This is a genomic window from Agromyces mediolanus, assembly GCF_044917495.1.
In the GTDB taxonomy this organism is placed as follows: domain Bacteria; phylum Actinomycetota; class Actinomycetes; order Actinomycetales; family Microbacteriaceae; genus Agromyces; species Agromyces mediolanus_B.
This window is the reverse complement of the sequence record NZ_JAVSSI010000003.1, coordinates 32,119-54,808: the sequence shown is the minus strand read 5'-3', so window position 1 is coordinate 54,808 and position 22,690 is coordinate 32,119. Positions and strand designations below refer to the sequence as shown.

The following is a 22,690-nucleotide window of genomic DNA, read 5'->3' as shown; positions in this document are numbered from 1 at the left end:
GCGGCTCAGGACGCGGGCGACCCGGACTCCGCCGCCCTGCTCCCGTCGTCGCCCTCGAGTTCGGGCTCGAGCCGCCGCGGGCCCGCGCCGTCCTCGCCCAGCGCGTCGTCCGGGTTCAGCAGCGCGCAGGCCTTCATCGAGAGGCAGCCGCAGCCGATGCATCCGGTCAGTTCGCGCTCGAGCTGCTCGAGTCCGCGGCGACGCTCGACGAGCCGGCGCTTCCACTGCCGCGACGCGCGCTGCCACTCCTCGTGGCTCGGCGTGCGGTCGAGCGGCACGTCGCCGAAGCCGTCCTGCACGTCGGAGAGCGGCAGGCCGAGCCGCTTCGCGACCGCGATCAAGGAGACTCGACGCAGCATGTGCCTGGGGTACCGGCGCTGGTTGCCGGTGGTCCGGACGGAGGCGATGAGGCCGAGCTCCTCGTAGAAGCGCAGCGCGGATGCCGCGACGCCCGTGCGCCGGCTCATCTCGCCGATCGTGAGGAGCTCGTCGGGCTCGTGGTGCACGAGCGGTTCCGCGCCGCTCGTCTCGCGCTCCGCCATCTGCATCTCCCGCGTCCGTTTTGACTTCAAGCGTACTTGAAGTCTTACGGTGGAGGCATGACGTACGTGATCGCCCTGCCCTGTGTCGATGTCAAGGACAAGGCGTGCATCGACGAATGCCCGGTCGACTGCATCTACGAGGGCGAGCGGTCGCTGTACATCCACCCCGACGAGTGCGTCGACTGCGGTGCCTGCGAGCCGGTGTGCCCCGTCGAGGCGATCTACTACGAAGACGACCTGCCCGACGAGTGGGCCGACTACTACAAGGCGAACGTCGAGTTCTTCGACGAGATCGGCTCCCCCGGCGGCGCCGCCAAGGTCGGCATGATCGCCTACGATCACCCTGTGGTCGCAGCACTCCCGCCGCAGGCGCACGAATGAGCGAGGCGCTCGGACTCGTCGACGCCTACAAGCTCGCGTTCCGGCACCATCCCGCGGGCGTGGCGCTCATCACCGCGGCCAGCGCCACCGGCCCCGTCGGGCTCACCGCCTCGTCGGTCGCCTCGGTCGCGATCGACCCCACCGTGCTGTCGTTCTCCGTCACCCGGGCGACCGGTTCCGCGGGCGCCCTCCTCGGCACCGAGCACGTCGCGGTGCACCTCCTCGGGGAGCACCAGGCCGGACTCGCCGAGGTCTTCGCGCGCTCCGGTGCGCCCCGCTTCACCACCGAGCAGGGCTGGTCGCGCTTCGACGGCGGCGAGCCCTGGCTGCCGGATGCCCCGGCCGCGCTCCGCTGCCGGATCGTGGAGCGCACGCCGGTCGGCAGCTCGACCCTGGTGCTCGCCGAGGTCGTCGAGGTGCGGCTCGGCCCGCCGGCGACGCCGCTCGTCTACCGCGACCGCACCTTCTTCAGCCTGCTCGGCGCGACGCCGCTGCCATGAGCGAGACGCCGAACCCCCCGAAGCCGCGCCGACGGCGACGACGCCCCATGTCGACCGCACGTCTCGCCGTCGTGGCACGTCGCTGGGGCCTTCTCGCGCTCATCGTGCTGACGGCGATCGGCGCCCTCGTGCAGTTCCTGCTGCGCTGAACGCGGGCCTCGGGCCTCAGCCGTCGGCGGCGGCGAGCTGCCCGCAGGCGCCGTCGATCTCCTTGCCGCGGGTGTCGCGGATCGTCGTCGGGATGCCGCCCGCCTCGAGCCGGCGCACGAACTCCTGCTGCACGGCCGGCTCCGAGGCCGTCCAGATCGAACCCGGCGTGGGGTTCAGCGGAATCGGGTTCACGTGCACCCAGCCTCGGCCGCGCTCGTTGAGCTTCTCGGCGAGGAGGTCGGCCCGCCAGCCGTGGTCGTTCATGTCCTTGATCAGGGCGTACTCGATCGACACGCGGCGCCCGGTCTTGTCGAAGTACTCGCGGGCGGCGTCGAGCGCCTCGTCGACCTTCCAGCGCGAGTTGACCGGGATGAGCTCGTCGCGCAGCTGGTCGTCGGGGGCGTGCAGGCTCAGCGCGAACGTCACCGGCAGATCTTCCGCGGCCAGCTTGCGGATCGCCGGGACGAGGCCGACCGTCGACACCGTGATGCCGCGCGCCGACATGCCGAGCCCGTCGGGGGCCGGGGCGAGCATGGTGCGCACCGCCTGCATGAGCCGCGCGTAGTTCGCGAGCGGCTCCCCCATGCCCATGAACACGATGTTCGAGACGCGGTCGGGCGTGTGGTCGCCGTGCTTGCGCCCGCCGAGCTCGCCGCGGGCGAGCGCGGCGTTGGCGAGCACGACCTGCTCGACGATCTCCGCCGCCGACATGTTGCGGGTGAGCCCCGCCTGACCGGTGGCGCAGAACGGGCAGTTCATGCCGCAGCCGGCCTGGCTCGAGACGCAGAGCGTGATGCGGCCCGGGTAGCGCATGAGCACCGACTCGACCAGGGCGCCGTCGTGGAGCTTCCAGAGGAACTTGATCGTGTCGCCGTTGTCCGTCGTGAACCGGCGCACCTCGGTGAGGAGCGGCGGCAGCACCGTCGCGACGAGCTCCTCGCGGCTCGCGGCCGGCAGGTCGGTCATCTCGGCGGGGTCGTTCGTGTGGTGCACGAAGTAGTGCGTGGCGAGCTGCGCGGCGCGGTAGCCGGGGAAGCCGAGCTCGGCGACGTGCGCCTTCCGGTCGGCCGGGGCGATGTCGGCGAGGTGCACGGGCGGCTTGCCGCGCTTGGGCGACGCGAACTGGAGCATCGGGCGCCCATCAGGGCCCTTCTTCTGCTCCCAGCCCTCGGTCGCCGGGCGGACCTGCGGTCGGCGCACGGGAGTCATGGTCGCATCGTTCGAGTTCGTCACCCTCCAAGGGTACGCGGCCCCGCCCCGGACGGCGGCACGACGCACGCCTCGGCTATGCTGCCCGGGAGACGTACTCCGGCCCGGAGCTGGGCCGCCGGGACACGTCCGCCGGGTTGGCGGACGCGCGGCCCGTCCGATTCGCATCGGGCGAGGCCCGCCCGTGCGCCAGCAGCCGCGCCCGCGGCGAGACCGGAGGTCCCGTGTCGATGTCCCTGCAACTCCCGCGCCCGGCCACGCGCTCCACCGAACTCGACCGCGCCCTCGAGCGCTTGGATCCCGCGCGCACCCCCAGCCGCACCGACGCCGAGACGCTGCTCGCCGCCCGGGGCGACGATCTCGACCGTCTGCTCGCGGTCGCCGGGGCGGTGCGCGACCTCGGACTGGCCGACGCCGGGCGTCCCGGGGTCGTCACCTACTCCCGGAAGCTGTTCGTCCCGCTCACGCGGCTGTGCCGGGACCGGTGCCACTACTGCGTCTTCGTCATGACCCCGCGTCAGCTCGCACGCGCCGGGGAGACGATGTTCCTCGACGAGGAGCGCGTCCTCGAGATCGCCCGCGCCGGGGCCGAGCTCGGCTGCAAGGAGGCGCTGCTGACGCTCGGCGATCGACCCGAGGATCGCTGGCCCGAGGCGCGCGAGTGGCTGGACGCGCACGGATACGCCTCCACCCTCGACTACGTCGCGTCGATCGCGCGCCGGATCCTCGACGAGACGGGACTCCTCCCGCATCTGAACCCCGGGGTCATGAGCTGGGCGGAGCTGCAGCGGCTCCGGGCCGTCGCGCCGTCCATGGGGATGATGCTGGAGACGACCTCGCGCCGGCTCTGGGAGACCCGCGGAGCGGCGCACTTCGGATCGCCCGACAAGGATCCCGCACTGCGACTCCGGGTGATCGAGGATGCCGGGCGGGCGCGCATCCCGTTCACCACGGGCGTGCTCCTCGGCATCGGCGAGACGCCGTCGGAGCGGATCGACGCGGTGCTCGCCCTCCGATCGCTGCACGATCGCTTCGGGCACATCCAGGAGGTGATCGTGCAGAACTTCCGCGCGAAGCCCGCGACCGCGATGCGCGACACCGCGGACCTCGCCACCCAGGAGTACGCCGCCGCGGTCGCGGTGACGCGCCTGCTGCTCGGGCCATCCGCGCGCCTGCAGGCCCCGCCCAACCTGACGGACGAATCCGAGCTCGCGCTGCTGCTCAGGGCTGGGGTCGACGACTGGGGCGGGGTCAGCCCGCTCACCCCGGATCATGTGAACCCGGAGCGCCCGTGGCCGCAGATCGAGGAGCTCGCGCGCCTCACCGCGAGGGCGGGCTTCGTGCTGCGCGAGCGTCTCACCGCCCACCCGGAGTTCGTGCGCGCCGGTGGGACCGCCCCGCGGCCGAGCGATCGGTCCTCCGACGACTGGATCGACGATCGTCTCGCGCCCGTGGTGCACCGCGCCGCGACCGCCTCGGGTCTGGCTCGGCGCGACGCCTGGCTCGACGCGGTGCTCCGGCGAGCGCGGACCGATCCGGCCGGGCTCGAGGACGCCGACTATCTGGCGCTGCTGCATGCGGAGGGGGACGACCTCGATGCGCTCGCCGAGCTCGCCGACGAGGTGCGCCGCGCCGCGGTCGGGACGGAGGTGAGCTACGTCGTGAACCAGAACCTCGCGCCGGACGCCCCCTGGAGCGCGGAGGGGCTGAGCCGCGCGGTCTCGGACGCCGTCGCGAACGGGGTGACCGAGGTCTGCGCGCAGGGGGTCGTCGCCGGCGGCGACGAGGAGTGGTTCGTGCGTGCGGTGAAGCGCGGCGGCCCGGTGCATCTCCATGCGTTCCGCCCGGGCGAGCTCGTCGACGGGGCGCGACGGGCGGGGGTCGGCACGGAGACGTGGGTGCGCCGCTTGCAGCAGGCCGGTCTCGACACGGTCCCGGGAACGGGGGCGCTCATCCTGGACGACGGCGTGCGCTCCGCCCTGAGCGGGGGGCGCGCGATCCCCTCGGCGGAGTGGGAGCGCGTCGTGCGCACCGCCCACGGCGTCGGGCTGCGGTCGACTGCGACCATGGTGTTCGGCCACCTCGAGAGCCCGGCGCAGCAGCTCGCCCATCTCCGCCGGATCGCCGCGATCCAGCGGGACACCGGCGGGTTCACCGAGTTCATCCCGATGCCGTGGGTTCCGGCGGACTCGCCGGTCGAGGTGCCGGGCGCCCGTCCCGGCCCGACGGGACGCGAGGTGCGGGCGGTCGTGGCCGTCTCGCGCCTGGTGCTCGCGGGCTCCATCGATCATGTGCAGGCAGCGTGGCCGAAGCTCGGGTTCCGCTGGACGCAGCAGGTGCTCGCGGGCGGGGCCGACGATCTCGGCGGCCTGCTCGTGCCCGGGGCGTCCCGATCCGCACCGGAGACGGGACGCGCGCTGACGGTCGACGACGCGCGAGCCCTCGCCGCGGGCGTCGGTCGCACGCTCCGGGAGCGCCGGACGGACTACTCCCCGCGATGACCGCCCGGACGGAGCCGACCGATGAGGTCGTGATCGTCGGCGCAGGCATCGCCGGGATCGGCATGGCGGCGACCCTCCGCCGCGCGGGGATCCACGGGTTCCGTGTGCTCGAGCGGGCCGACGACATCGGGGGGACCTGGCGGGACAACGTCTATCCAGGTGTCGCCTGTGACATCCCGAGCCACCTGTACGAGTTCTCGTTCCGTCCGAAGCCGGATTGGTCGAGGCGGTTCGCGCCGGGGGCGGAGCTGCTGGAGTACCTGCGTGCGACGGTCGTCGCGGAAGGCGTCGACGAGCACGTGCGGCTCGGGACGGCGATGGAGGACGCCGAGTGGCTGGAGGATGACGGCTGCTGGCGGCTGCGCACGTCGAGCGGCCCCGTCCGCGCCCGGGTGCTCGTCATGGCGGCGGGACGATTGAGCGAACCGCGGGCTCCCGAGGTGGCCGGATTGGACGGGTTCATCGGGCCGCTCGTGCACTCGGCGCGCTGGAACGGTCACCGCCTGCGCGGGCTCCGTGTCGGGGTGGTCGGCACCGGCGCGAGCGCGGCGCAGCTGATCCCGGAGCTCGCCGCGGAGGCGGCGCGGCTCGTCGTCTTCCAGCGGACGCCGGCGTGGGTGCTGCCGCGCGAGGATCACAGCTACGCGCCGGACGACCCTCGCCCCGCGCGGCGCGAGCTCGCGGCCCAGGCGGATGCGCTCTTCGCCGCCCGGCTGAGCGGCTCGCCGGCGGCCCGGCGGCTCGAACGGCGGGCGCTCGCGCACCTCCGGGATCAGATCCACGACGAGGAGCTCCGACGGCGGCTGACGCCGAGCTCGGAGATCGGATGCAAGCGGGCGGTCTTCAGCGATCGGTACTATCCGGCGCTCGCCCAGCCCTGGGTCCGGTTGGAGCCGAGCGCGCTCGCGCGCATCGAGTCCGACGGACGGACCGCCGTCGCGGCATCCGGGGCGCGGTACGAGCTCGACGCCATGATCCTCGCGTCCGGCTTCGAGACCGTTCGTCCACCGTTCGCCCGGCTCATCCGCGGGCGGCGGGCTTCGCTGGACGAGCACTGGGCCGCCGGCATGACGAGCTACGCCTCGGTGGCGGTGTCCGGATTCCCGAACCTCTTCGTGCTCGACGGGCCGAACGCCGCGCTCGGGCATCACTCGGCGTTCGAGGTGATCGAGGCGCAGTCCGCGTACGTGCTCGGGGCGGTCGAGCATCTCCGGGATCACGGGGGCGTCCTCGAGGTCTCCGCCGCGGCGGAGCGCGCCTACACCGCCATGATCGACCGCATGGCGGCCGGCACGGTCTGGACGGGCGAGTGCGGGAACCGCTACGTGGACTCCGTCTCCGGCCGATTGACCGTGCTGTGGCCGGCGCGCGCCGAGCAGTACCGCAGGATCAACGGGCGCTTCGCACCGGAGCCGTACCTCGACCCCGCGACGGCGCGCTGAGAGACCGAGCGCAGCCGGAGAGCGGTCAGCGCGAGCGCGCCGCCCGCGCCGACCAGCGTCCGCCGTCGTGCCCCACGACGATCGGATGCTCGAAGGCGCGCGAGATCACCTCGGTCGTGACCACCTCGGCCACGGGCCCGGACGCCACGGTCGTCCCGTGCGAGATCGCGATCGCGTGGGTCGTCGTCTCCGGCAGCTCCTCGAGGTGATGGGTGACGAGGATCGTCGCGAGTTCGGGCTCGCGCGCGGCGAGGGCGTCGACCGTCTCGAGGAACTGCTCGCGGGCGGCGACGTCGAGACCGGTCGTCGGCTCGTCGAGGAGCAGGAGGCTCGGTTCGGCGATGAGCGCACGGGCGATGAGGGCACGGCCGCGCTCCCCCTGGGACAGCGTCGGCCAGCTCGCGTCGCGCCGGTGGTCGAGGCCAAGCTCCGAGATCACCCGACGGGCCGCGTCGAGCTGCTGCGGTTCCGGCAGCCACCGCATCGGCGTCTCGATGGTGCCGGTGAGGCCGGTGAGCACCACCTGCGTGACGGTGAGCGGCGAGCGGAGCGGATGCCTCGGGTTCACGTGCCCGATGTGCCGCCGCAGCTCCTGCAGCTCCACCCGGCCGAGCCGGGCCCCCAGCACGTCGACGGTGCCGCTGCTCGGGAACGTGACGGCGCCGCAGAAGCCGAGGATGGTGCTCTTGCCGGCGCCGTTCGGCCCGAGCAGCGCCCAGCGCTCCCCCGCCTCCACACGCAGGTCGATCCCGTCGAGGATCTGCCGCCCGTCGCGCCGGAACGTCACCTGCGCGAGTTCGAGGATCGGCGCGCTCACGCGAGCGCGGCCTTCATCGCGCCGAGGTGGGTGCGGCTCTCGAGGGCGGCGCCCGCACCGTCGCGCGCGGCGACGCGCTCGGCGAGCCGCTCGTGCGCCCCGTGGTCGGCGGCATCGCCGAACTCCCCGCGGAGCCGCAGCATCTCCACCATCGCCTGGCGCATCCGCGGCGTGAAGCCGTCGAAGAGCTCGGCGAGCACCGGATTGTGCGCCGCGACGACGATGCTGCGATGGAAGCGGGTGTCTGCGTCGACGTGGGTCTCGATCTCGCTGCGGTGCTCGGCACGCTCGTCGAGGGCGCGGCGGATGGCTCGGAGGTCGCTCGGGGTGCGGCGCTCCGCGGCGAGCGCGGCGGCTTCCGCCTCGATCGCGATCCGCGCCTCGATGACCGAGACGAGGTCGGCTCGGCGGAGCACCGCGTCCCATTCCTCGGGCGCGTCGAGCGCGGTGACGAACACGCCGGCGCCCTGCCGGGAGGCGAGCACTCCGCGGCCGGCCAGCTGGCGGATGGCTTCGCGCACCGTGGAGCGGCCGACGCCGAGCTGCGGGGCGAGCGTCGTCTCGCCGGGGAGCTTCTGGCCGAGTTCCCACTCGCCCGCACGGATGCGCTCGAGCAGGAGCTCGGCGGCCTGATCGGCGAGCGGAGACCGCTTGACCTGATGCATCGACTCACCTCTCTACTTGTCTGAGGAGCCGTGCTACAGTCTAGCCATGTTCGCGCGCGGCCTCCTCCTTCGCCGCCACGTCGGGGCCTAGCCTGGCCGGCTCCCCGACGTGGAGCCGATCCGTGCGCCGGTCATCCGTTCCGACCCCAGAAGGACCCGCCATGACCGGCACCACCGCGACCCCGACCACTCCCACCGCACCGACCCGGTTCGGCCGGCTCGACTCCCCCCGCGGGGCCGTCCCCGACGATGCGCCGCACTGGAACCGCCAGCGGCGCTCCCAGATGCCGTCGCACCGATACCGCGACGTCACGCAGCGCGTCGAGCTCCCCCTCCGCGACCGGGCGTGGCCGAGTCGGCAGCTAACCGCCGCGCCGCTCTGGGTCCCCGTCGACCTCCGCGACGGCAATCAGGCGCTCGCCGAGCCGATGGACCCGGCGCGCAAGCGCCGCTTCTTCGAACTCATGGTGGCGATGGGGTACACGGAGATCGAGGTCGGCTACCCCTCCGCCTCGCAGACGGACTACGACTTCGTGCGGCTGATCGCCGAGGCCGGCCTCGCCCCCGAGCACGTGACGGTCGTCGTGTTCACCCCGGCCAGGCGCGACCTCATCGAGCGCACAGTCGAGTCGATCCGGGGCATCCGCAATCCCGTCGTGATCCACCTGTACACCGCGACCGCCCCGATCTGGCGCGACCTCGTGCTGGGGCGCGACCGGGCCGGGCTGCTGGAGTTGATCCTCGCCGGCGGCCGCGATGTGCTCGAGCTCGCCGGCGGACTGCCGAACGTGCGCTTCGAGTTCTCCCCGGAGGTGTTCAACCTGACGGAGCCCGACTACGCCCTCGAGGTGTGCGACGCGATCACCGAGCTGTGGGACGCGAGCCCCGAACGGCCGGTGATCCTGAACCTCCCGGCGACGGTCGAGATCGCGACGCCGAACGTCTACGCCGATCAGATCGAGTACATGCACCGCCATCTCGCCCGGCGCGACGGGGTCATCCTCTCCGTGCACCCGCACAACGACCGCGGGACCGGCGTCGCGTGCGCGGAGCTCGCCGTGCTCGCCGGCGCGCAGCGGGTGGAGGGATGCCTCTTCGGCAACGGCGAGCGCACCGGCAACGTCGACCTCGTCACGCTCGCGCTCAACCTGCACGCGCAGGGCGTCGATCCGATGATCGACTTCTCCGACATCGATGAGGTCCGCCGCACGGTCGAGCACTGCAACCGCATCGAGGTGCACCCGCGGCACCCGTACGCCGGCGAGCTCGTGCACACCGCGTTCAGCGGCACCCACCAGGACGCGATCCGCAAGGGCTTCGCCGAGCACCGCGCCCGCGCCGACGCCGAAGGCCGTCCGGAGCGGGAGATCGCCTGGCGGGTGCCCTACCTGCCGATCGACCCGGCCGACCTCGGCCGGAGCTACGACGCGGTGATCCGGGTGAACTCCCAATCGGGCAAGGGCGGGGCCGCGTACCTGCTGGAGCGCGAACTCGGCGTCGAGCTGCCGCGCCGGCTGCAGATCGACTTCGCCCGGCACGTGCAGCGCCTCGCCGATGAGACGGGCGACGAGCTCGACACGGCCGCGCTCTGGGCGCTGTTCCGCTCGATCTACGTCGCCGACGACCCCGAGCTGCCGACCGGGCGGGCGGGGACGGGCGCCGGAGCGCCGGGCACCGGCACCGACCCCGGCATCGCTGCGGTCATCGCGGCGGCGGAGGCGAGCCTCCTCGGATGATCATCGCCCCGGGGCCGCGTGCAACGCGCCCCGGGGCGAGGACCCGGACCGGACGGCGATCTGCAGGCATCGGCACCGACCGGTCCCGTCGCTCAGAGCCGGAAGCCCAGTGCGAGCGACGCGCCGGACGGGCCGGCGGTGTGCCCGCCGTCGACGATCAGCTCGGCGCCGGTCGTGTAGCTCGCCCGATCGCTGAGCAGGTAGACCACGGCGCCGACGAGTTCTTCGGGTTCGCCCACCCGGCCGATCGCGGCGGGCGGGTAGCCGCCCTCGCCGACCGTGACGCCGGTCGGCGCCGTCATGGGCGTGAAGATGACCCCGGGATGCACCGAGTTCACCCGGATCCGTTCGGCGGCCAGCTCCACCGCGGCGACCTTCGACAGCCCCCGCACCGCCCACTTCGCGGCGCCGTACGACCCCGAGGCGGCCATGCCGACGATGCCGGCGATCGAGGAGATGTTGACGATCGAGCCGCCGCCCGCGCGCCGCAGCGCCGGGACGGCGTGCTGCATGCCGAGCTGGACCCCGACGAGGTTCGTCTCGATGACCCGGCGGAACGACTCGAGCGACTCCTCGACGGCGGGGACGCCCGGTGCGGAGATGCCGGCGTTGTTCACGAGCCCGTGCAGCGCGCCGTACTCCGACTCGGCCACGGCGACGGCGTTCACCCACGACGCCGGCTCGGTGACGTCGAGTCGGACGAAGTGCGCCCGCTCACCGAGCTCCGCGGCGACCGCGCGCCCCTCGTCCTCGAGGAGGTCGCCGATCACGACGCTCCCGCCCTCCCTGACGATCCCGCGCGCATAGACCGCGCCCAGGCCTCGGGCGCCGCCGCTCACGATGACGACCTTCGATTCGAGTTCCAACTCGCTGCTCCTTCGTTCCTGCGGACGCCCGGATCGGACCCCGCGCACTTCGCCGCCCCGGTCGGACGGACGTCTCGCACCCGGACTCGGCGCCGCGGCGTGCACGCTGCGGACGCCGGAGGGCGCCGGTCAGCCGAGGATCGCGGCGGCCCGCTCGGGGAGCACGACGCGCGAGAGCCCGTAGCGCCCGGGGCCCGCGATCGCGATCGCCGCCGCCGCCGCCGCGAGCACCGCGACGTATTCGAATCCGCCCTCGTCGACCCAGAATCCGGCACCGAGGTGGGCGAACGCCGCTGCGCCGACCATGCTCACGGCGAGGAACGCGGCGACCGGCCGGGAGAGCACGCCGAGGACGATGAGGCCGCCGCCGACGAGTTCGACGATGGCGAGCGACGGCGCGACGACCCCCGCGAGCGGAACGCCCATCTCGGTGAACGCCGCCGTCGTCCCCGGGACCGTGAAGAGGAAGAGCTTCTGGAACCCGTGCGCGAAGAAGACCGCACCGGCCACGACCCGGAGCACGAGCAGGGCGAGGTCCGGGTTCGTGGACCTCCACCGGTCGGGACGTTCGTGACGCTGCTCGCTCACCTGGGACTCCTTCGCTCTGCTGACGTTGCACCGATGGCATCCGCATCGGGATGCCATCGAAGGCGAAGCTAGTCGACCATCCTGACGCCGCCATGGAGGGACGCTTGGTATAGCGCACGCATTCTGGAATACCAGCGAGATCCGGCCGTCGAGGCATCCGCGGCCGCCGCGGAGGCGGTCATTCCGCCGAGGGAGCGCTCCTCTGCGGGCCCGCAGCCCGCCGCGGCACCAGGAAGGCGAGCGCCACGGCGACGAGGGAGGCGAGCGCCGCGACCACGAAGGCGAGGTGGATGCCGCTCGCGGCGGCCGCGGTCGCCGTCGCCCCGCCGGCGGCCGCCGATGCTGCACCGAGGGACATCACGGTCACGAAGATCGCCGTGCCGGCCGCTCCCGCCAGCTGCTGCATCGTGCTCACGATGGCGCTGCCGTGGGAGTACAGCTCCGGCGCGAGCGAGCCGAGCGCGCTCGTCATGAGCGGAGTCATCAGCATCGCCAACCCGAGGTCGAGCACCAGCGTGGCGACCACGAGGTACCAGATCGGGCTTTCGTCACCGAGGAAGGCGAGCATCGCGAGCGACGCTGCGACGACGAAGACCCCGGGGATCACCAGCGGGCGGGCGCCCACCCGGTCGAAGATCGCGCCGACGACCGGTGCGGCGAGTCCCATCAGGAGCCCGCCGGGCAGCACGACCAGCCCCGTCACCAGGGCGGAGAGGCCGAGCACGTTCTGCATGTAAAGCGGGAGGAGGATGAGGGCGCCGAACATCGAGCACATGGCGACGGCGAGCAGCACCACTCCGACCCAGAACGGGCGCGAGCGGAAGGGGCGGAGATCGAGGAACGCCGCGTCGCGCCGCTGCAGCGCGAGCTGGCGCCAGACGAACGCGCCGAGCGCGAGCAGTCCGACTGCGATCGGCACCGCGGGCGGCATGAGCGCGTGCCCGCCGACCGCCTCGCCGATGCTGCCGAGCCCGAACACGATGCCGCCGAAGGCGAGCACGGAGAGGGCCGCCGAGCCGAGGTCGAAGCGAACCGCGGAGGTCTCCCCCCGGCCGCGAATGAGCACCGAGCCGACGACGAGGACGGCGATCGCGATCGGCAGCACGACGAGGAACACCGACCGCCAGCCGAACGCGGTGATGAGCAGTCCCGAGAAGCTCGGGCCGAGTGCGGGTGCGACCGACATCACGATGGCGATGAGCCCCATCGTGCGCCCGCGCCGCTCGGCCGGCACGTGCGTGAGGATCGTCGTGGTGAGCAGCGGCATGATGATCGCCGTGCCAGCGGCCTGCGCGATGCGGGCGCCGACGAGCACCGGGAACCACGGGGCGAACGCGGCCGCCGCGGTGCCGACGCTGAACAGCAGGAGCGCCGCCACGAAGATGGCCCGGGGCGAGAACCGCTGCAGGAGGAATCCCGTCATCGGGATGAGCACGGCCATCACCAGCATGTACGCGGTGGTGAGCCACTGCCCCGCCGCAGCGGTGATGTCGAACTCCCGCATGACGGCGGGCAGCGCGACGCCCATCACCGTCTCGTTCAGGATCATGACGAACGCCCCGGCGAGGAGCACCGCGATGAGCGCCCCGGCGCGCATGGGCGCCCGCTCCGGACCAGCCTCGGGCTGGACGCGGATCTCCGGATGACTGCCGGTCTTCATGGTCGAACTCATCGCATCCCCTCGATCATCTGTCAGTGACTGCCATTTCTGTCACTCTATGACGTCAGGGCCTCGATATCCTGTGAGGATGCCGGAAAGCACGCTCAGGGAGATCTCCCGTCGGGCCGCGCGAGCGCGGATCAGCGAGATCGCCGAACGACTCTTCCTGGCGCGCGGCTACGACGAGACCACCGTCGAGGAGATCGCGAACGAGGCCGGCATCTCGGAGCGCACGTTCTTCCGATACTTCGCGACCAAGGACGAGGTGCTCTTCGGTCGCTTCGAGACCGAGCTGCAGGGGCTCGTGGAGGCGATCCGCGCCCGGCCCGCCGGCGAAGCGCCGTGGACGACGCTGCAGCACGCACTCGATCGCACCTTCGACGAGCTCGACGAGCGTGCCGCCGAGGAGCGCGCCGCGCTGTTCAAGCAGATCATCGACTCCTCGCCGCACCTGCTCGCCGGCCACCTCGCGCGGATCGAGCTGTTCCAGCGGACGCTCGCGGACACGCTCTGGGATCGCTGGCGGGCGGCCCACGACGACGACGAGGCGAACGAGTCGGATCTGCGCCTCATCCTGCGCGCACTGGTCGGGAGCTTCCTCGCGGTCGTGAACGAGGTGACGCTGTCCGCCGAGGATCAGCCGATCCCCGCGCGACGCCGCATCATCGCCTCCGCCCTCGACGCGGTCCGTCCGGCGCGGAGCGACCTCGGCGGCGCGTGAGCGCGCCACCGCTCGCCGTGCGTCGACTCAGCCGAGGCGCATCGAGGTGACGCAGGTCGCGGAGTCCAGTGCCGCGGTGTCGATCGACGACACGGCGGAGCGGCCCGCGGCATCGGTGATCGAGACGTCGACCTCGGTTCCGCGCGGCAACCAGAGCCCGAGGAAGCCGTTGTCGCCGCTCGTCCGCGCCTCGTCGAGCACGACCGCTCCGGTCGCGGCATCCGTTGCGACGACCCGGAACTCCTCGTTCTGCAGCTCCCCGAGGCAGGTCGTCAGACTGTGGAAGACGCAGTCGTGGGTCTCCGCCAGGTACGGCGCGATCGAGACGTAGAACTCGTCGGGCATCGGCAAGGCGAGCTCGCGGCCGTCATCGGAGAGCACGAGCACGTCGGGGCGGACCGAGGCGATCAGTCCGGTCGGGCGCTCGGCGACGGGGGTCGCCTCCAGCCGATCGACGATCGTGCGGGCATCCAGGCCGTCGAGGCCGTAGTCGGCGAGGAGCGCATCGGCGGAGGGCACGCTCGCCGACCCCTCCCCGGTCGCCCCGGCGCCGGTCCGCTCCGCCCCGCCCGCGGAGCAGGCGGCGAGCGCCAGGGCGGAGGCCAGGGCGAGGGCGGCAACCGACAGGATGCGGGTGCGGCGCGAGCGTGCGGAACGGGGAACGAGATGCATTGCGGGTCCTTCGAAGCGGTGCGGCACGGAGCCGCCGTCGGACTCTCCAGCCTACGGACCCGGCCCGATGCCACCGGTCCACGCGCGCTCGGGCGACCATAGTGGCGCGTCATGCGGGCGCGGTACGGCCGATTTCTCGCGGTTCATTCGATCGGTGTACTCCGCTTCCATTCTGAGGATACGATGTTGGGATTCCAATATCGGCGCGAGGGGAACGAGGCAGCCGTGCAACAGGGGTGGACCACGCGGACACTGGCGGTGCTCACCGTCGGCGTCGTCGCACTCACGGGGCTGATCGCCCCGCAGCTCGCCGCGCCGGCGGATCCCGCGTTCGCCGCAGAGGAGAACGGGTACGTCATCAACGACCCGTGGCAGCTGGTGAACCCGGGGTCCGCGAGCACGGCGAACACCCCGGAGTTCCATCGCGCCGCCGCGACGATGCGCGCCACCACGAATCTGCAGACCCGCACCGGTGACATCGGCGTCACCGCGACGATGACCGCCCCGGGGCAGGTCGCCGGCACCAATGTGCTCACCAATCGGAACTCGCAGGGCTGGAGCGGCCACGGCGCCACGTCGTCGATGTTCCTCGGCAACCCGACGCCGTCGAACGTGCCGGGGCTCGGCATCGTGACGAACGCCTCCGTCTGCGACGGTCCGCTCGGCAGCGCCGGGCACCAGAACTTCCGCGGTCTGTGCCCGATCACCTCGACCGTCACGCTGACGTTCGATCGCACGGTGACCGACCCCGTGCTCGATCTCGGCGGCATCGGCGGCTGGGCGAACTACACCTGGACCGACGACGACCCGGCCCGCACCCAGTACGGCAAGGGCTCCTTCAACTCCCAGGAGTGGGTCATCCGCACCCCGGGCGTCACGATGTCGCTCGAGGGCGACGCTCCCACGAACCTCGCCGTGACCGGCAGCCGGCTCCACACGATCTCCGACAACACCTCCGGCAGCTGCGGCTTCGCCGAGAAGGCCGGCGCGAACACGCGCTGGGAAACGCCGAACATGTCGTTCGCCGGCTGCGGCTCGCTGCAGCTGCACGGCACCTTCGACGAGGTCACCTTCGAACTCGACACGTTCATCTCCCGCTTCAGCCAGTGGCCGACCGCGGAGTACCGCACCGGATCGAACTACTTCCGCAACGACTCGAACATCTTCGCCGACGGTCAGAACGGGCTCAACGTGGTCTGGGGCGAGCGGATGCGCATCCCCACCGCGCCCACCGACGGCTTCCAGTCCGACTACTCGCTCCTCTCCGTCCGCCTGCCGCAGGACGCACGGCTCGGCGACCGGGTCTGGGTCGACGAGAACGAGAACGGCCTGCAGGATCTCGGCGAGCCCGGCGTCGCCGGGGTGACGGCTGAGCTCCTCGACGCTGCGGGTGCGCCCGTCCTCGGAGCGGACGGCACGCCGATCACGACGACGACGGATGACTCGGGGCAGTACCTCTTCACCGACCTCGCGTACGGCGAGTACCGCGTGCGCTTCTCGGGCATCCCGAACGGCTGGCTGTTCACGGCGCAGAACGCCGGGGCCCCGGCTGTCTCCTCGGCGGCCGACCCGAGCACCGGCACGACGGGCGCCGTGCTGCTGGACGCCGGGAGCCACGAGAACCTCGATCGCGACGCCGGGCTCCTCCGGCGCGACCCCGGATTCGAGCTCTCGAAGACGTCCGACCCCGCCTCCGGCACCACGGTCGACCCGGGGCAGACGATCACGTACTCCGTCGTCGGCGCCAACACGGGCGACCTCCGACTCGACCCGGTCGAGATCACCGACGACCTCTCCGACGTCCTCGGCAACGCCACGATCGCCGGCACGCCGAGCGCCACGATCGACGGCGAGCCGGCCACCGCGCCGGTACTCGACGGCACGACGCTGCGGTGGACCGGATCGCTCGAGCCGGAAGAGCGCGTGACGATCCGCTACGCCGTCACCGTCGACGACGGCGCGGAAGGCGAGACGCTGACGAACCGGGCGACCGCGTCGGCGACGCCGCCGGGTGGCACCGCGCTCGTGCCCGACGAGGTGACGACGAGTCATCCGGTGCCGCAACCGGGCTTCGAGGTGACGAAGTCCGCCGATCCCGCGTCGGGCACCGCCGTGCACCCCGGCCAGGAGGTCCGATACACCGTGGTCGGCTCGAACACGGGCGAGACCCGACTCGATCCGGTCACCGTGACCGACGACCTCTCGGGTGTGCTCGACGACGCGGAGCTCGTGGGCGAGCCCACCGCCATGGTCGCCGGGCAGCCGGCCGCGCCGCCGACGCTCGACGGCACCACCCTCCGCTGGACCGGCGCCCTCGCCGCGGAGCAGACGGTGACGATCGTGTACACCGTGCGGGTCGCCGAGGGGTCCGAGGGCGGAAGGCTCAGGAACACGGCGGACGGCCGAGCCGTGCCCCCCGCGGGGCCGCCGCTGGAGGCCGCCGACGTGAGCACCTCCCACCCGATCCCGACCCCCGGGTTCGAGCTCCGCAAGGACAGCGTCGTCTCGACGGGCGGCGATCTCTTCGCCGCGGGTCTCCGCGCGGCCGCGGCCGTGGTCTCCCCCTTCGCCGCGCGGAGCGCCGACCCCGGCGACCGGATCGACTACCAGATCACGGGCCGCAACACCGGCGGCACGGTGCTCGATCCGGTGACGATCACCGACGACCTCTCCGACGTGCTCGACGACGCCAGCATCGTCGTCGGTCCGGCCGCGTGGATCGACGGGGTGCGCGCGAGCGATCCCGTCATCGACGGCACGACCCTCCGGTGGAGCGGACGCCTCGAGCCCGAGCAGACCGTGGAGATCACCTACACCGTCCTCGTCGATGCGGATGCCGCGGGCCAGGTGCTGCGGAACACCGCGAGCGGCGTCGCGCAGCCGCCCGGTTCCGCGCCGATCCGTGAGGAGTCGTCGGTCGTGACCCCGATCCGCACGGCCGGCTTCACCTTCGACAAGCAGTCGGTGCCGGCGAGCGGCAGCACGGTCAGCCCCGGCGACGAGATCACCTACACCCTGAGCGCACGGAACACCGGCGAGGCGCCGCTCGACCCGGTGACGATCAGCGACGAGCTCGACGACGTGCTCGACGACGCCTCCCTCACCGGCCCGCCCGTCGCCACGATCGACGGCGAGCCGACGACGGATCCCGTCCTCGACGGAACCACACTCCGCTGGACCGGCCCGCTGAACGCGGGCGAGCGCCTCACGATCCGGTACACCGTGACGGTCCACGACGATGCCGCCGGGGTGACGGTCGCGAACGCGGCGACCGCGACCGCGAGCCCGCCGAGCGGGTTCCCGCCGCTGGAGCCCGTCGAGCGCTCGACGACCCATCCGGTCCCCGCGCCCGGATTCGTGCTCGAGAAGACCGCAGTGCCCGCATCCGGTTCGACGGTCGACCCGGGACAGGAGATCCGCTACACCGTCACCGGCAGGAACACGGGCGCGACGGCGCTCGACCCGGTGAGCATCACCGACGACCTGACCGAGGTGCTCGACGCCGCCGCCGTCGTCGGGCAGCCCGTCGCCACGATCGACGGCGAAGCCGCCGACGCGCCGGTGCTCGACGGCAACCGGCTCCGGTGGAGCGGCGCGCTGCCGGTCGGATCGTCGGTGACGATCGAGTACACGGTGCGAGTGGACGACGGCGCCGCGGGCGCCGAGTTCCGCAATCACGCCACGGCGTCGGCGCAGCCGCCGGGTTCGGCCACGGCGATCGTGCCGCCCGCGGTGGAGACCGATCACCAGGTGCCGCGGCCGGCGTTCGACCTCGCGAAGGGCGCGACCCCGGCGTCCGGCTCCTCGGTCGATCCCGGCCAGACGATCTCCTACGTCGTCACCGGCACGAACAGCGGCGAGACCGAGCTCGCCGTCGCGCTGCGCGACGACCTGTCGAACGTGCTCGCTCACGCGACGCTCAGCGCCGGCCCCTCGGCGACCATCGACGGGGCGCCCGCGGCGGACCCGGTGCTCGACGGCACGACGCTCACCTGGTCCGGCACGCTGCAGCCCGAGCAGGTGGTGCGGCTGAGCTACACCGTGACGGTGAACCAGGATGCCGCAGGAGTGGAGCTCGAGAACCTCGCGACGGGCAGCGCCCGGCCGCCCGGCAGCGGCCCCGCGATCGATCCCGGCGAGCACGAGACGAGCCACGCGGTCCCCGTGCCCGGGTTCGAGCTCGCGAAGTCGGCCGATCCGGCCTCGGGCACCGAGGTGCACCCCGGCGGGACCATCACGTACACCGTGACCGGTGAGAACACCGGGCAGACGCGACTCGACCCGGTCGACGTCGTCGACGATCTCGGGGCGGTCCTCGACCACGCGACGATGGCCGGCGCTCCGACCGCGCGGATCGACGGCACGCCGGCGACGGCACCGACCCTCGACGGCACTGCGCTGCGCTGGCGAGGTGCGCTCGAACCCGGGCAGACCGTGACCATCACCTACTCGGTCACGGTGAGCGCCGACGCCGCGGGCGAGCGGCTCGAGAACCGGGCGAGCGGCACGGCCGCTCCCCCGGGCGGACCGACGCTGACGGCGCCCGAGGTGCAGACCTTCCACCCCGTGCCCGAGCCCGCCTTCGAGCTGCGCAAGCGCGCGACGCCGCCGAGCGGGTCGACGGTCGCCCCGGGCGGGCAGATCGCCTACGTCGTCGCGGCGGAGAACACCGGCGAGACCGTGCTCGACCCCGTCACGATCCTCGACGATCTGAGCGACGTCCTGAACTCGGCCGAGCTCACGGGCACGCCGAGCGCGGAGATCGACGGCGCACCGGCGGCGGCGCCCACGCTCGACGGCGACACCCTGCGCTGGACCGGCCGACTCGAACGCGGGCAGACGGTCACGCTCCGGTACACGGTCACCGTGTCCCCCGAGGCCGCAGGAGCGACGCTGCGCAACGCGGTCACGGCGACGGCGCAACCGCCGGGCACCGGCGCCGCGCTCGAATCGGGTCCGCGCGAGACCACCCACCGGGTGCCGACGCCGTCCTACGAGTTCGCCAAGACCGCCCGGCCCGCGAGCGGCAGCACGGTGGACCCGGGCGGGCGGATCGAGTACGTCCTCACCGGCCGGAACACGGGCGAGACCCGACTCGACCCCGTCGTCGTCACCGACGATCTGGCGGAGGTCCTCGCGAACGCCACGATCACGAGCGATCCGATCGCGACGATCGACGGCGAGCCGACCGCGATGCCGACCGTGGAGGGCACGACCCTGCGCTGGTCGGGCGATCTCGACCCCGACCAGACCGTCGAGATCCGCTTCACCGTCACCGTGCACGACGACGCCGTCGGGACGACGCTCCGCAACCGTGCGACGAGCACGGCCCAGCCGCCCGGCACGGGCCCCGCGCTGGTCCCGCCGGCGCAGGAGACGACGCACGAGGTGCCGACGCCGTCGTACGAGTTCACGAAGTCCGCCGACCCGGTCTCCGGAACGAGCGTGAACCCCGGCGACGAGCTCGAGTACACCCTCACCGGCCGGAACACCGGCGAGACCGGGCTCCAAGTCGTCATCGAGGACGAGCTCGCGGAGGTCCTCGCGCACGCGACGATCTCCGAAGCGCCGATCGCGACGATCGACGGCGAGCCCGCTGCCGCGCCGACGGTCCAGGGCACGACGCTGCGCTGGTCGGGCGCGCTCCGACCCGAGCAGACGGTCGAGATCCGCTACACCGTCACCGTGCACGACGACGCCGCCGGGGCGACCCTCCGCAACCGCGCGACGAGCACGGCCCAGCCGCCCGGCACCGGACCGGCGCTCGCCCCCGAGCCGCGGGAGACGACGCATCCGGTACCCACCCCGGGCTACACCTTCGGGAAGCGCGCCGAGCCGGCGTCCGGAACGAGCGTGAACCCCGGCGACGAGATCGAGTACACCCTCACCGGCCGGAACACGGGCGAGACCCCGCTCGACCCCGTCGCGATCACCGACGAGCTCGCCGAGGTCCTCGCCGACGCCACGATCACGAGCGACCCGATCGCGACGATCGACGGCGAGCCGGCGGCGGCGCCGACCGTCGACGGCACGACCCTGCGCTGGTCGGGCGCACTCCGACCCGAGCAGACCGTCGAGATCCGCTACACCGTCACCGTGCACGACGACGCCGCCGGAGCGACGCTCCGCAACCACGCCCGGTCGACGGCCCGGCCGCCCGGCACCGGGCCCGCGCTCAGCCCGCCGCCGCAGGAGACCACGCACCCCGTGCCGGTCCCCGGCTTCACCCTCGGGAAGGTCGCCGACCCGGCCTCGGGATCGGCCGTGCACCCCGGCGAGCGCATCAGCTACACGATCACCGGACGCAACACCGGGGCGACCCCGCTCGACCCGGTGCGCATCTCCGACGAGCTCGGCGGCGTGCTCGGCAACGCCGCGCTCGATGGCGCTCCGCTCGCCACGGTCGACGGAGAACCGGCCGCCGCTCCCGTGGTCGACGGCTCGACGCTCAGTTGGACGGGGTCCCTCCAGCGCGGCGAGGTCGTGACGATCCGCTACACGGTCACCGTCGCCGAGGACGCCGCGGGCTCGAGTCTGCGCAACCTCGTCACCGGCACGGCGCAGCCGCCCGGCACCGGTCCGGCCGTCGACGGCGGGCGGCACGAGACCGTCCACGCGGTCCCGGTGCCCGGCTTCGAGCTGTCGAAGGCCGCCGACCCGGCATCCGGCAGCGTGGTGCACCCGGGCCAGACCGTCACGTACACCCTCACCGGCGAGAACAGCGGCGAGACCGCGCTCGATCCGGTGGCGATCCGCGACGAGCTGGGCGAGGTGCTCGCGCACGGCGCGCTGCGGGGAAGTCCCGTCGCCACCGTCGACGGGGAGGACGCCCCGGCGCCGACCCTCGACGGCACGGTGCTGAACTGGTCGGGAGCGCTGCGCGCAGGCCAGACCGTGACGATCCGCTACACCGTCGCGGTCGACCAGGACGCCGCGGGAGTCACCCTCCGGAACTCGGCGAGCGGCACCGCGACGCCGCCGGGCGGGCCCGCGCTCGATGCGCCCGAGGTCGCCACGTCCCACGAGGTGCCGGTCTCCGGATACGCCTTCACGAAGTCCGCGACCCCGGCTGACGGCTCGGTCGTCTCGCCGGGCGAGCAGGTGCGGTACACGCTCACCGGCGTGAACACGGGCGAGACGCTGCTCGATCCGGTCGAGATCCGCGACGACCTCTCGGAGGTCCTCGCGGACGCCGAGCTCAGCGGCGAGCCGACGGCGACGATCGACGGCGCACCGGCGCCGGCGCCGCGAGTCGAGGGCGCGCAGCTCAGCTGGTCGGGCGCACTCGCCCCGGGTCAGCGCGTCGAGGTCGGGTACACCGTGACCGTCGCCCCCGACGCCGCAGGCCGTCTGCACAACACGGCGAGCTCGACGGCGGCGCCGCCCGGCGGTCCGCGCATCGAGCCCGACGAGCAGTCGACCACGCACCCGATCCCGGGCATCGCGCTCGAGAAGCGGGCCGAGCTGTCGGGCACCGGTCGCGCCGGTGACACGATCACGTACCGGTTCACGATCACGAACACCGGCGGAACGCCGCTGAGCGAGGTCGAGCTCCGAGACCCGCTCCCGGGGCTCGGCGAGCTGGCGTACACCTGGCCGGACGCCGACGCGCCGGGCGTCCTCGACATCGGGGAGTCCGCGACGGCGACCGCCGCGTACACGCTCACCCAGGCCGATGTCGATGCCGGTGCCGTGCACAACTCCGCGACGGTCTCCGGCCGTCCGCCCGGCGACGTGCCGCTCGTCGCGGCCGCCGACGGCACATCGACCCCGACGGAGCAGCGCGCCGGCATCACGCTGGAGAAGGCGGGCAGCGCCCGGGGCGACCGGGTGGGCGACCTCGTCGAGTTCCGCTTCCTCGTGACCAACACGGGCACGGTCACGCTCCGCGGGGTGACGATCGACGATCCGCTGCCCGGCCTCTCGCCGATCGACATCGCCTGGCCGGACCCGTCCGCGCCCGGTGTGCTCGCCCCCGGCGAGTCGGCGAGCGCGACGGCGGAGTACCGCCTCACCGCCGCCGACGTCGAGCGCGGGTCCGTCCGGAACGCGGCGACGGCGAGCGGCATCCCGCCGGGCTCGTTGCTGCCGCCGACCGCGCACGACGAGACCACGGTCAGTGTCGGCGGGCTCGCCGCGACGGGCGTCTCCCTGGGGTTCGGCGTCCTCGCGATGCTGCTCCTCCTCGCCGGCGCGATGCTCGCGCTGCGCAGGCGGCGCACGCACGACTCGCCATGATC

Annotated in this window: 15 protein-coding genes; 7 read left to right on the top strand and 8 right to left on the bottom strand. The window is 73.0% G+C overall.

Annotated elements, in window-relative coordinates; genetic code table 11:
- Positions 1–5 precede the first annotated feature (5 nt).
- Positions 6–542 (bottom strand): redox-sensitive transcriptional activator SoxR, encoded by a 537-nt coding sequence (gene soxR, locus ROT00_RS05585; RefSeq protein ID WP_404773037.1) that lies wholly within the window; start codon positions 540–542, stop codon positions 6–8.
- Between the two features lie 57 nt (positions 543–599).
- Between soxR and fdxA the strand changes: the two genes are divergently transcribed.
- Positions 600–923 (top strand): ferredoxin, encoded by a 324-nt coding sequence (fdxA, locus tag ROT00_RS05580; protein WP_189086672.1) that lies wholly within the window; start codon positions 600–602, stop codon positions 921–923.
- Positions 920–1,423, top strand: a complete 504-nt coding sequence (locus tag ROT00_RS05575; protein ID WP_404773035.1) for a flavin reductase family protein — start codon at positions 920–922, stop codon at positions 1,421–1,423. Before fdxA ends, ROT00_RS05575 begins: the two co-directional genes overlap by 4 nt.
- Positions 1,424–1,588: 165 nt before the next feature.
- Here the strand turns inward: ROT00_RS05575 and rlmN are convergent, their stop codons facing one another.
- A complete protein-coding gene (rlmN, locus tag ROT00_RS05570; protein ID WP_404773484.1) occupies positions 1,589–2,782 on the bottom strand; it encodes a dual-specificity RNA methyltransferase RlmN in 1,194 nt (397 codons plus the stop codon).
- A gap of 230 nt (positions 2,783–3,012) precedes the next feature.
- Between rlmN and cofG the strand changes: the two genes are divergently transcribed.
- On the top strand, positions 3,013–5,283 hold the full coding sequence (cofG, locus tag ROT00_RS05565) for a 7,8-didemethyl-8-hydroxy-5-deazariboflavin synthase CofG (RefSeq protein ID WP_404773033.1): 2,271 nt from the start codon (positions 3,013–3,015) through the stop codon (positions 5,281–5,283).
- Positions 5,280–6,725 (top strand): flavin-containing monooxygenase, encoded by a 1,446-nt coding sequence (locus ROT00_RS05560; protein ID WP_404773032.1) that lies wholly within the window; start codon positions 5,280–5,282, stop codon positions 6,723–6,725. Before cofG ends, ROT00_RS05560 begins: the two co-directional genes overlap by 4 nt.
- Before the next feature lie 25 nt (positions 6,726–6,750).
- Here the strand turns inward: ROT00_RS05560 and ROT00_RS05555 are convergent, their stop codons facing one another.
- Both ROT00_RS05555 and ROT00_RS05550 read right to left on the bottom strand, forming a co-directional pair.
- The gene (locus ROT00_RS05555) at positions 6,751–7,542 is read right to left on the bottom strand and encodes an ABC transporter ATP-binding protein (protein WP_404773031.1); all 792 of its coding nucleotides are present in this window, start codon (positions 7,540–7,542) and stop codon (positions 6,751–6,753) included.
- Entirely contained in the window at positions 7,539–8,207 is a 669-nt protein-coding gene (locus ROT00_RS05550; RefSeq protein WP_404773029.1) for a FadR/GntR family transcriptional regulator, read from the bottom strand. The genes ROT00_RS05555 and ROT00_RS05550 overlap by 4 nt, the downstream gene beginning before the upstream one ends.
- Positions 8,208–8,368: 161 nt before the next feature.
- On the opposite strand from ROT00_RS05550, the gene ROT00_RS05545 reads away from it, so the two are divergent.
- Entirely contained in the window at positions 8,369–9,943 is a 1,575-nt protein-coding gene (locus ROT00_RS05545) for a 2-isopropylmalate synthase (protein WP_404773028.1), read from the top strand.
- A 92-nt stretch (positions 9,944–10,035) separates the two neighbouring features.
- Here ROT00_RS05545 and ROT00_RS05540 read toward each other — a convergent pair whose 3' ends face one another.
- The 3 genes from ROT00_RS05540 to ROT00_RS05530 form a co-directional block, all read right to left on the bottom strand.
- On the bottom strand, positions 10,036–10,809 hold the full coding sequence (locus ROT00_RS05540; RefSeq protein ID WP_404773026.1) for an SDR family oxidoreductase: 774 nt from the start codon (positions 10,807–10,809) through the stop codon (positions 10,036–10,038).
- A 129-nt stretch (positions 10,810–10,938) separates the two neighbouring features.
- Positions 10,939–11,397, bottom strand: coding sequence for a DoxX family protein (locus ROT00_RS05535; protein ID WP_404773025.1), 459 nt, complete (start codon positions 11,395–11,397; stop codon positions 10,939–10,941).
- 178 nt (positions 11,398–11,575) lie between these two features.
- Complete coding sequence (locus ROT00_RS05530) at positions 11,576–13,069, bottom strand: MDR family MFS transporter (RefSeq protein WP_404773023.1); 1,494 nt, start codon at positions 13,067–13,069, stop codon at positions 11,576–11,578.
- A 76-nt stretch (positions 13,070–13,145) separates the two neighbouring features.
- Between ROT00_RS05530 and ROT00_RS05525 the strand changes: the two genes are divergently transcribed.
- Positions 13,146–13,778 (top strand): TetR family transcriptional regulator, encoded by a 633-nt coding sequence (locus ROT00_RS05525; protein WP_404773022.1) that lies wholly within the window; start codon positions 13,146–13,148, stop codon positions 13,776–13,778.
- Between the two features lie 27 nt (positions 13,779–13,805).
- Here the strand turns inward: ROT00_RS05525 and ROT00_RS05520 are convergent, their stop codons facing one another.
- Positions 13,806–14,450: a CueP family metal-binding protein gene (locus ROT00_RS05520; RefSeq protein ID WP_404773020.1), complete on the bottom strand. Its 645-nt coding sequence runs from the start codon at positions 14,448–14,450 to the stop codon at positions 13,806–13,808.
- Positions 14,451–14,675: 225 nt separating this feature from the next.
- Here ROT00_RS05520 and ROT00_RS05515 point away from each other — a divergent pair, with 225 nt between their 5' ends.
- Complete coding sequence (locus tag ROT00_RS05515) at positions 14,676–22,688, top strand: DUF7927 domain-containing protein (protein ID WP_404773019.1); 8,013 nt, start codon at positions 14,676–14,678, stop codon at positions 22,686–22,688.
- Positions 22,689–22,690: the final 2 nt, after the last annotated feature.

Excerpts from the sequence above, each read along its gene's own strand:
- soxR (WP_404773037.1), bottom strand. The coding sequence starts at position 542 with ATGGCGGAGCGCGAGACGAGCGGCGCGGAACCGCTCGTGCACCACGAG.
- fdxA (WP_189086672.1), top strand. The coding sequence starts at position 600 with ATGACGTACGTGATCGCCCTGCCCTGTGTCGATGTCAAGGACAAGGCG.
- ROT00_RS05575 (WP_404773035.1), top strand. The coding sequence starts at position 920 with ATGAGCGAGGCGCTCGGACTCGTCGACGCCTACAAGCTCGCGTTCCGG.
- rlmN (WP_404773484.1), bottom strand. The coding sequence starts at position 2,782 with ATGACTCCCGTGCGCCGACCGCAGGTCCGCCCGGCGACCGAGGGCTGG.
- cofG (WP_404773033.1), top strand. The coding sequence starts at position 3,013 with ATGTCCCTGCAACTCCCGCGCCCGGCCACGCGCTCCACCGAACTCGAC.
- ROT00_RS05560 (WP_404773032.1), top strand. The coding sequence starts at position 5,280 with ATGACCGCCCGGACGGAGCCGACCGATGAGGTCGTGATCGTCGGCGCA.
- ROT00_RS05550 (WP_404773029.1), bottom strand. The coding sequence starts at position 8,207 with ATGCATCAGGTCAAGCGGTCTCCGCTCGCCGATCAGGCCGCCGAGCTC.
- ROT00_RS05545 (WP_404773028.1), top strand. The coding sequence starts at position 8,369 with ATGACCGGCACCACCGCGACCCCGACCACTCCCACCGCACCGACCCGG.
- ROT00_RS05530 (WP_404773023.1), bottom strand. The coding sequence starts at position 13,069 with ATGAGTTCGACCATGAAGACCGGCAGTCATCCGGAGATCCGCGTCCAG.
- ROT00_RS05525 (WP_404773022.1), top strand. The coding sequence starts at position 13,146 with ATGCCGGAAAGCACGCTCAGGGAGATCTCCCGTCGGGCCGCGCGAGCG.
- ROT00_RS05520 (WP_404773020.1), bottom strand. The coding sequence starts at position 14,450 with ATGCATCTCGTTCCCCGTTCCGCACGCTCGCGCCGCACCCGCATCCTG.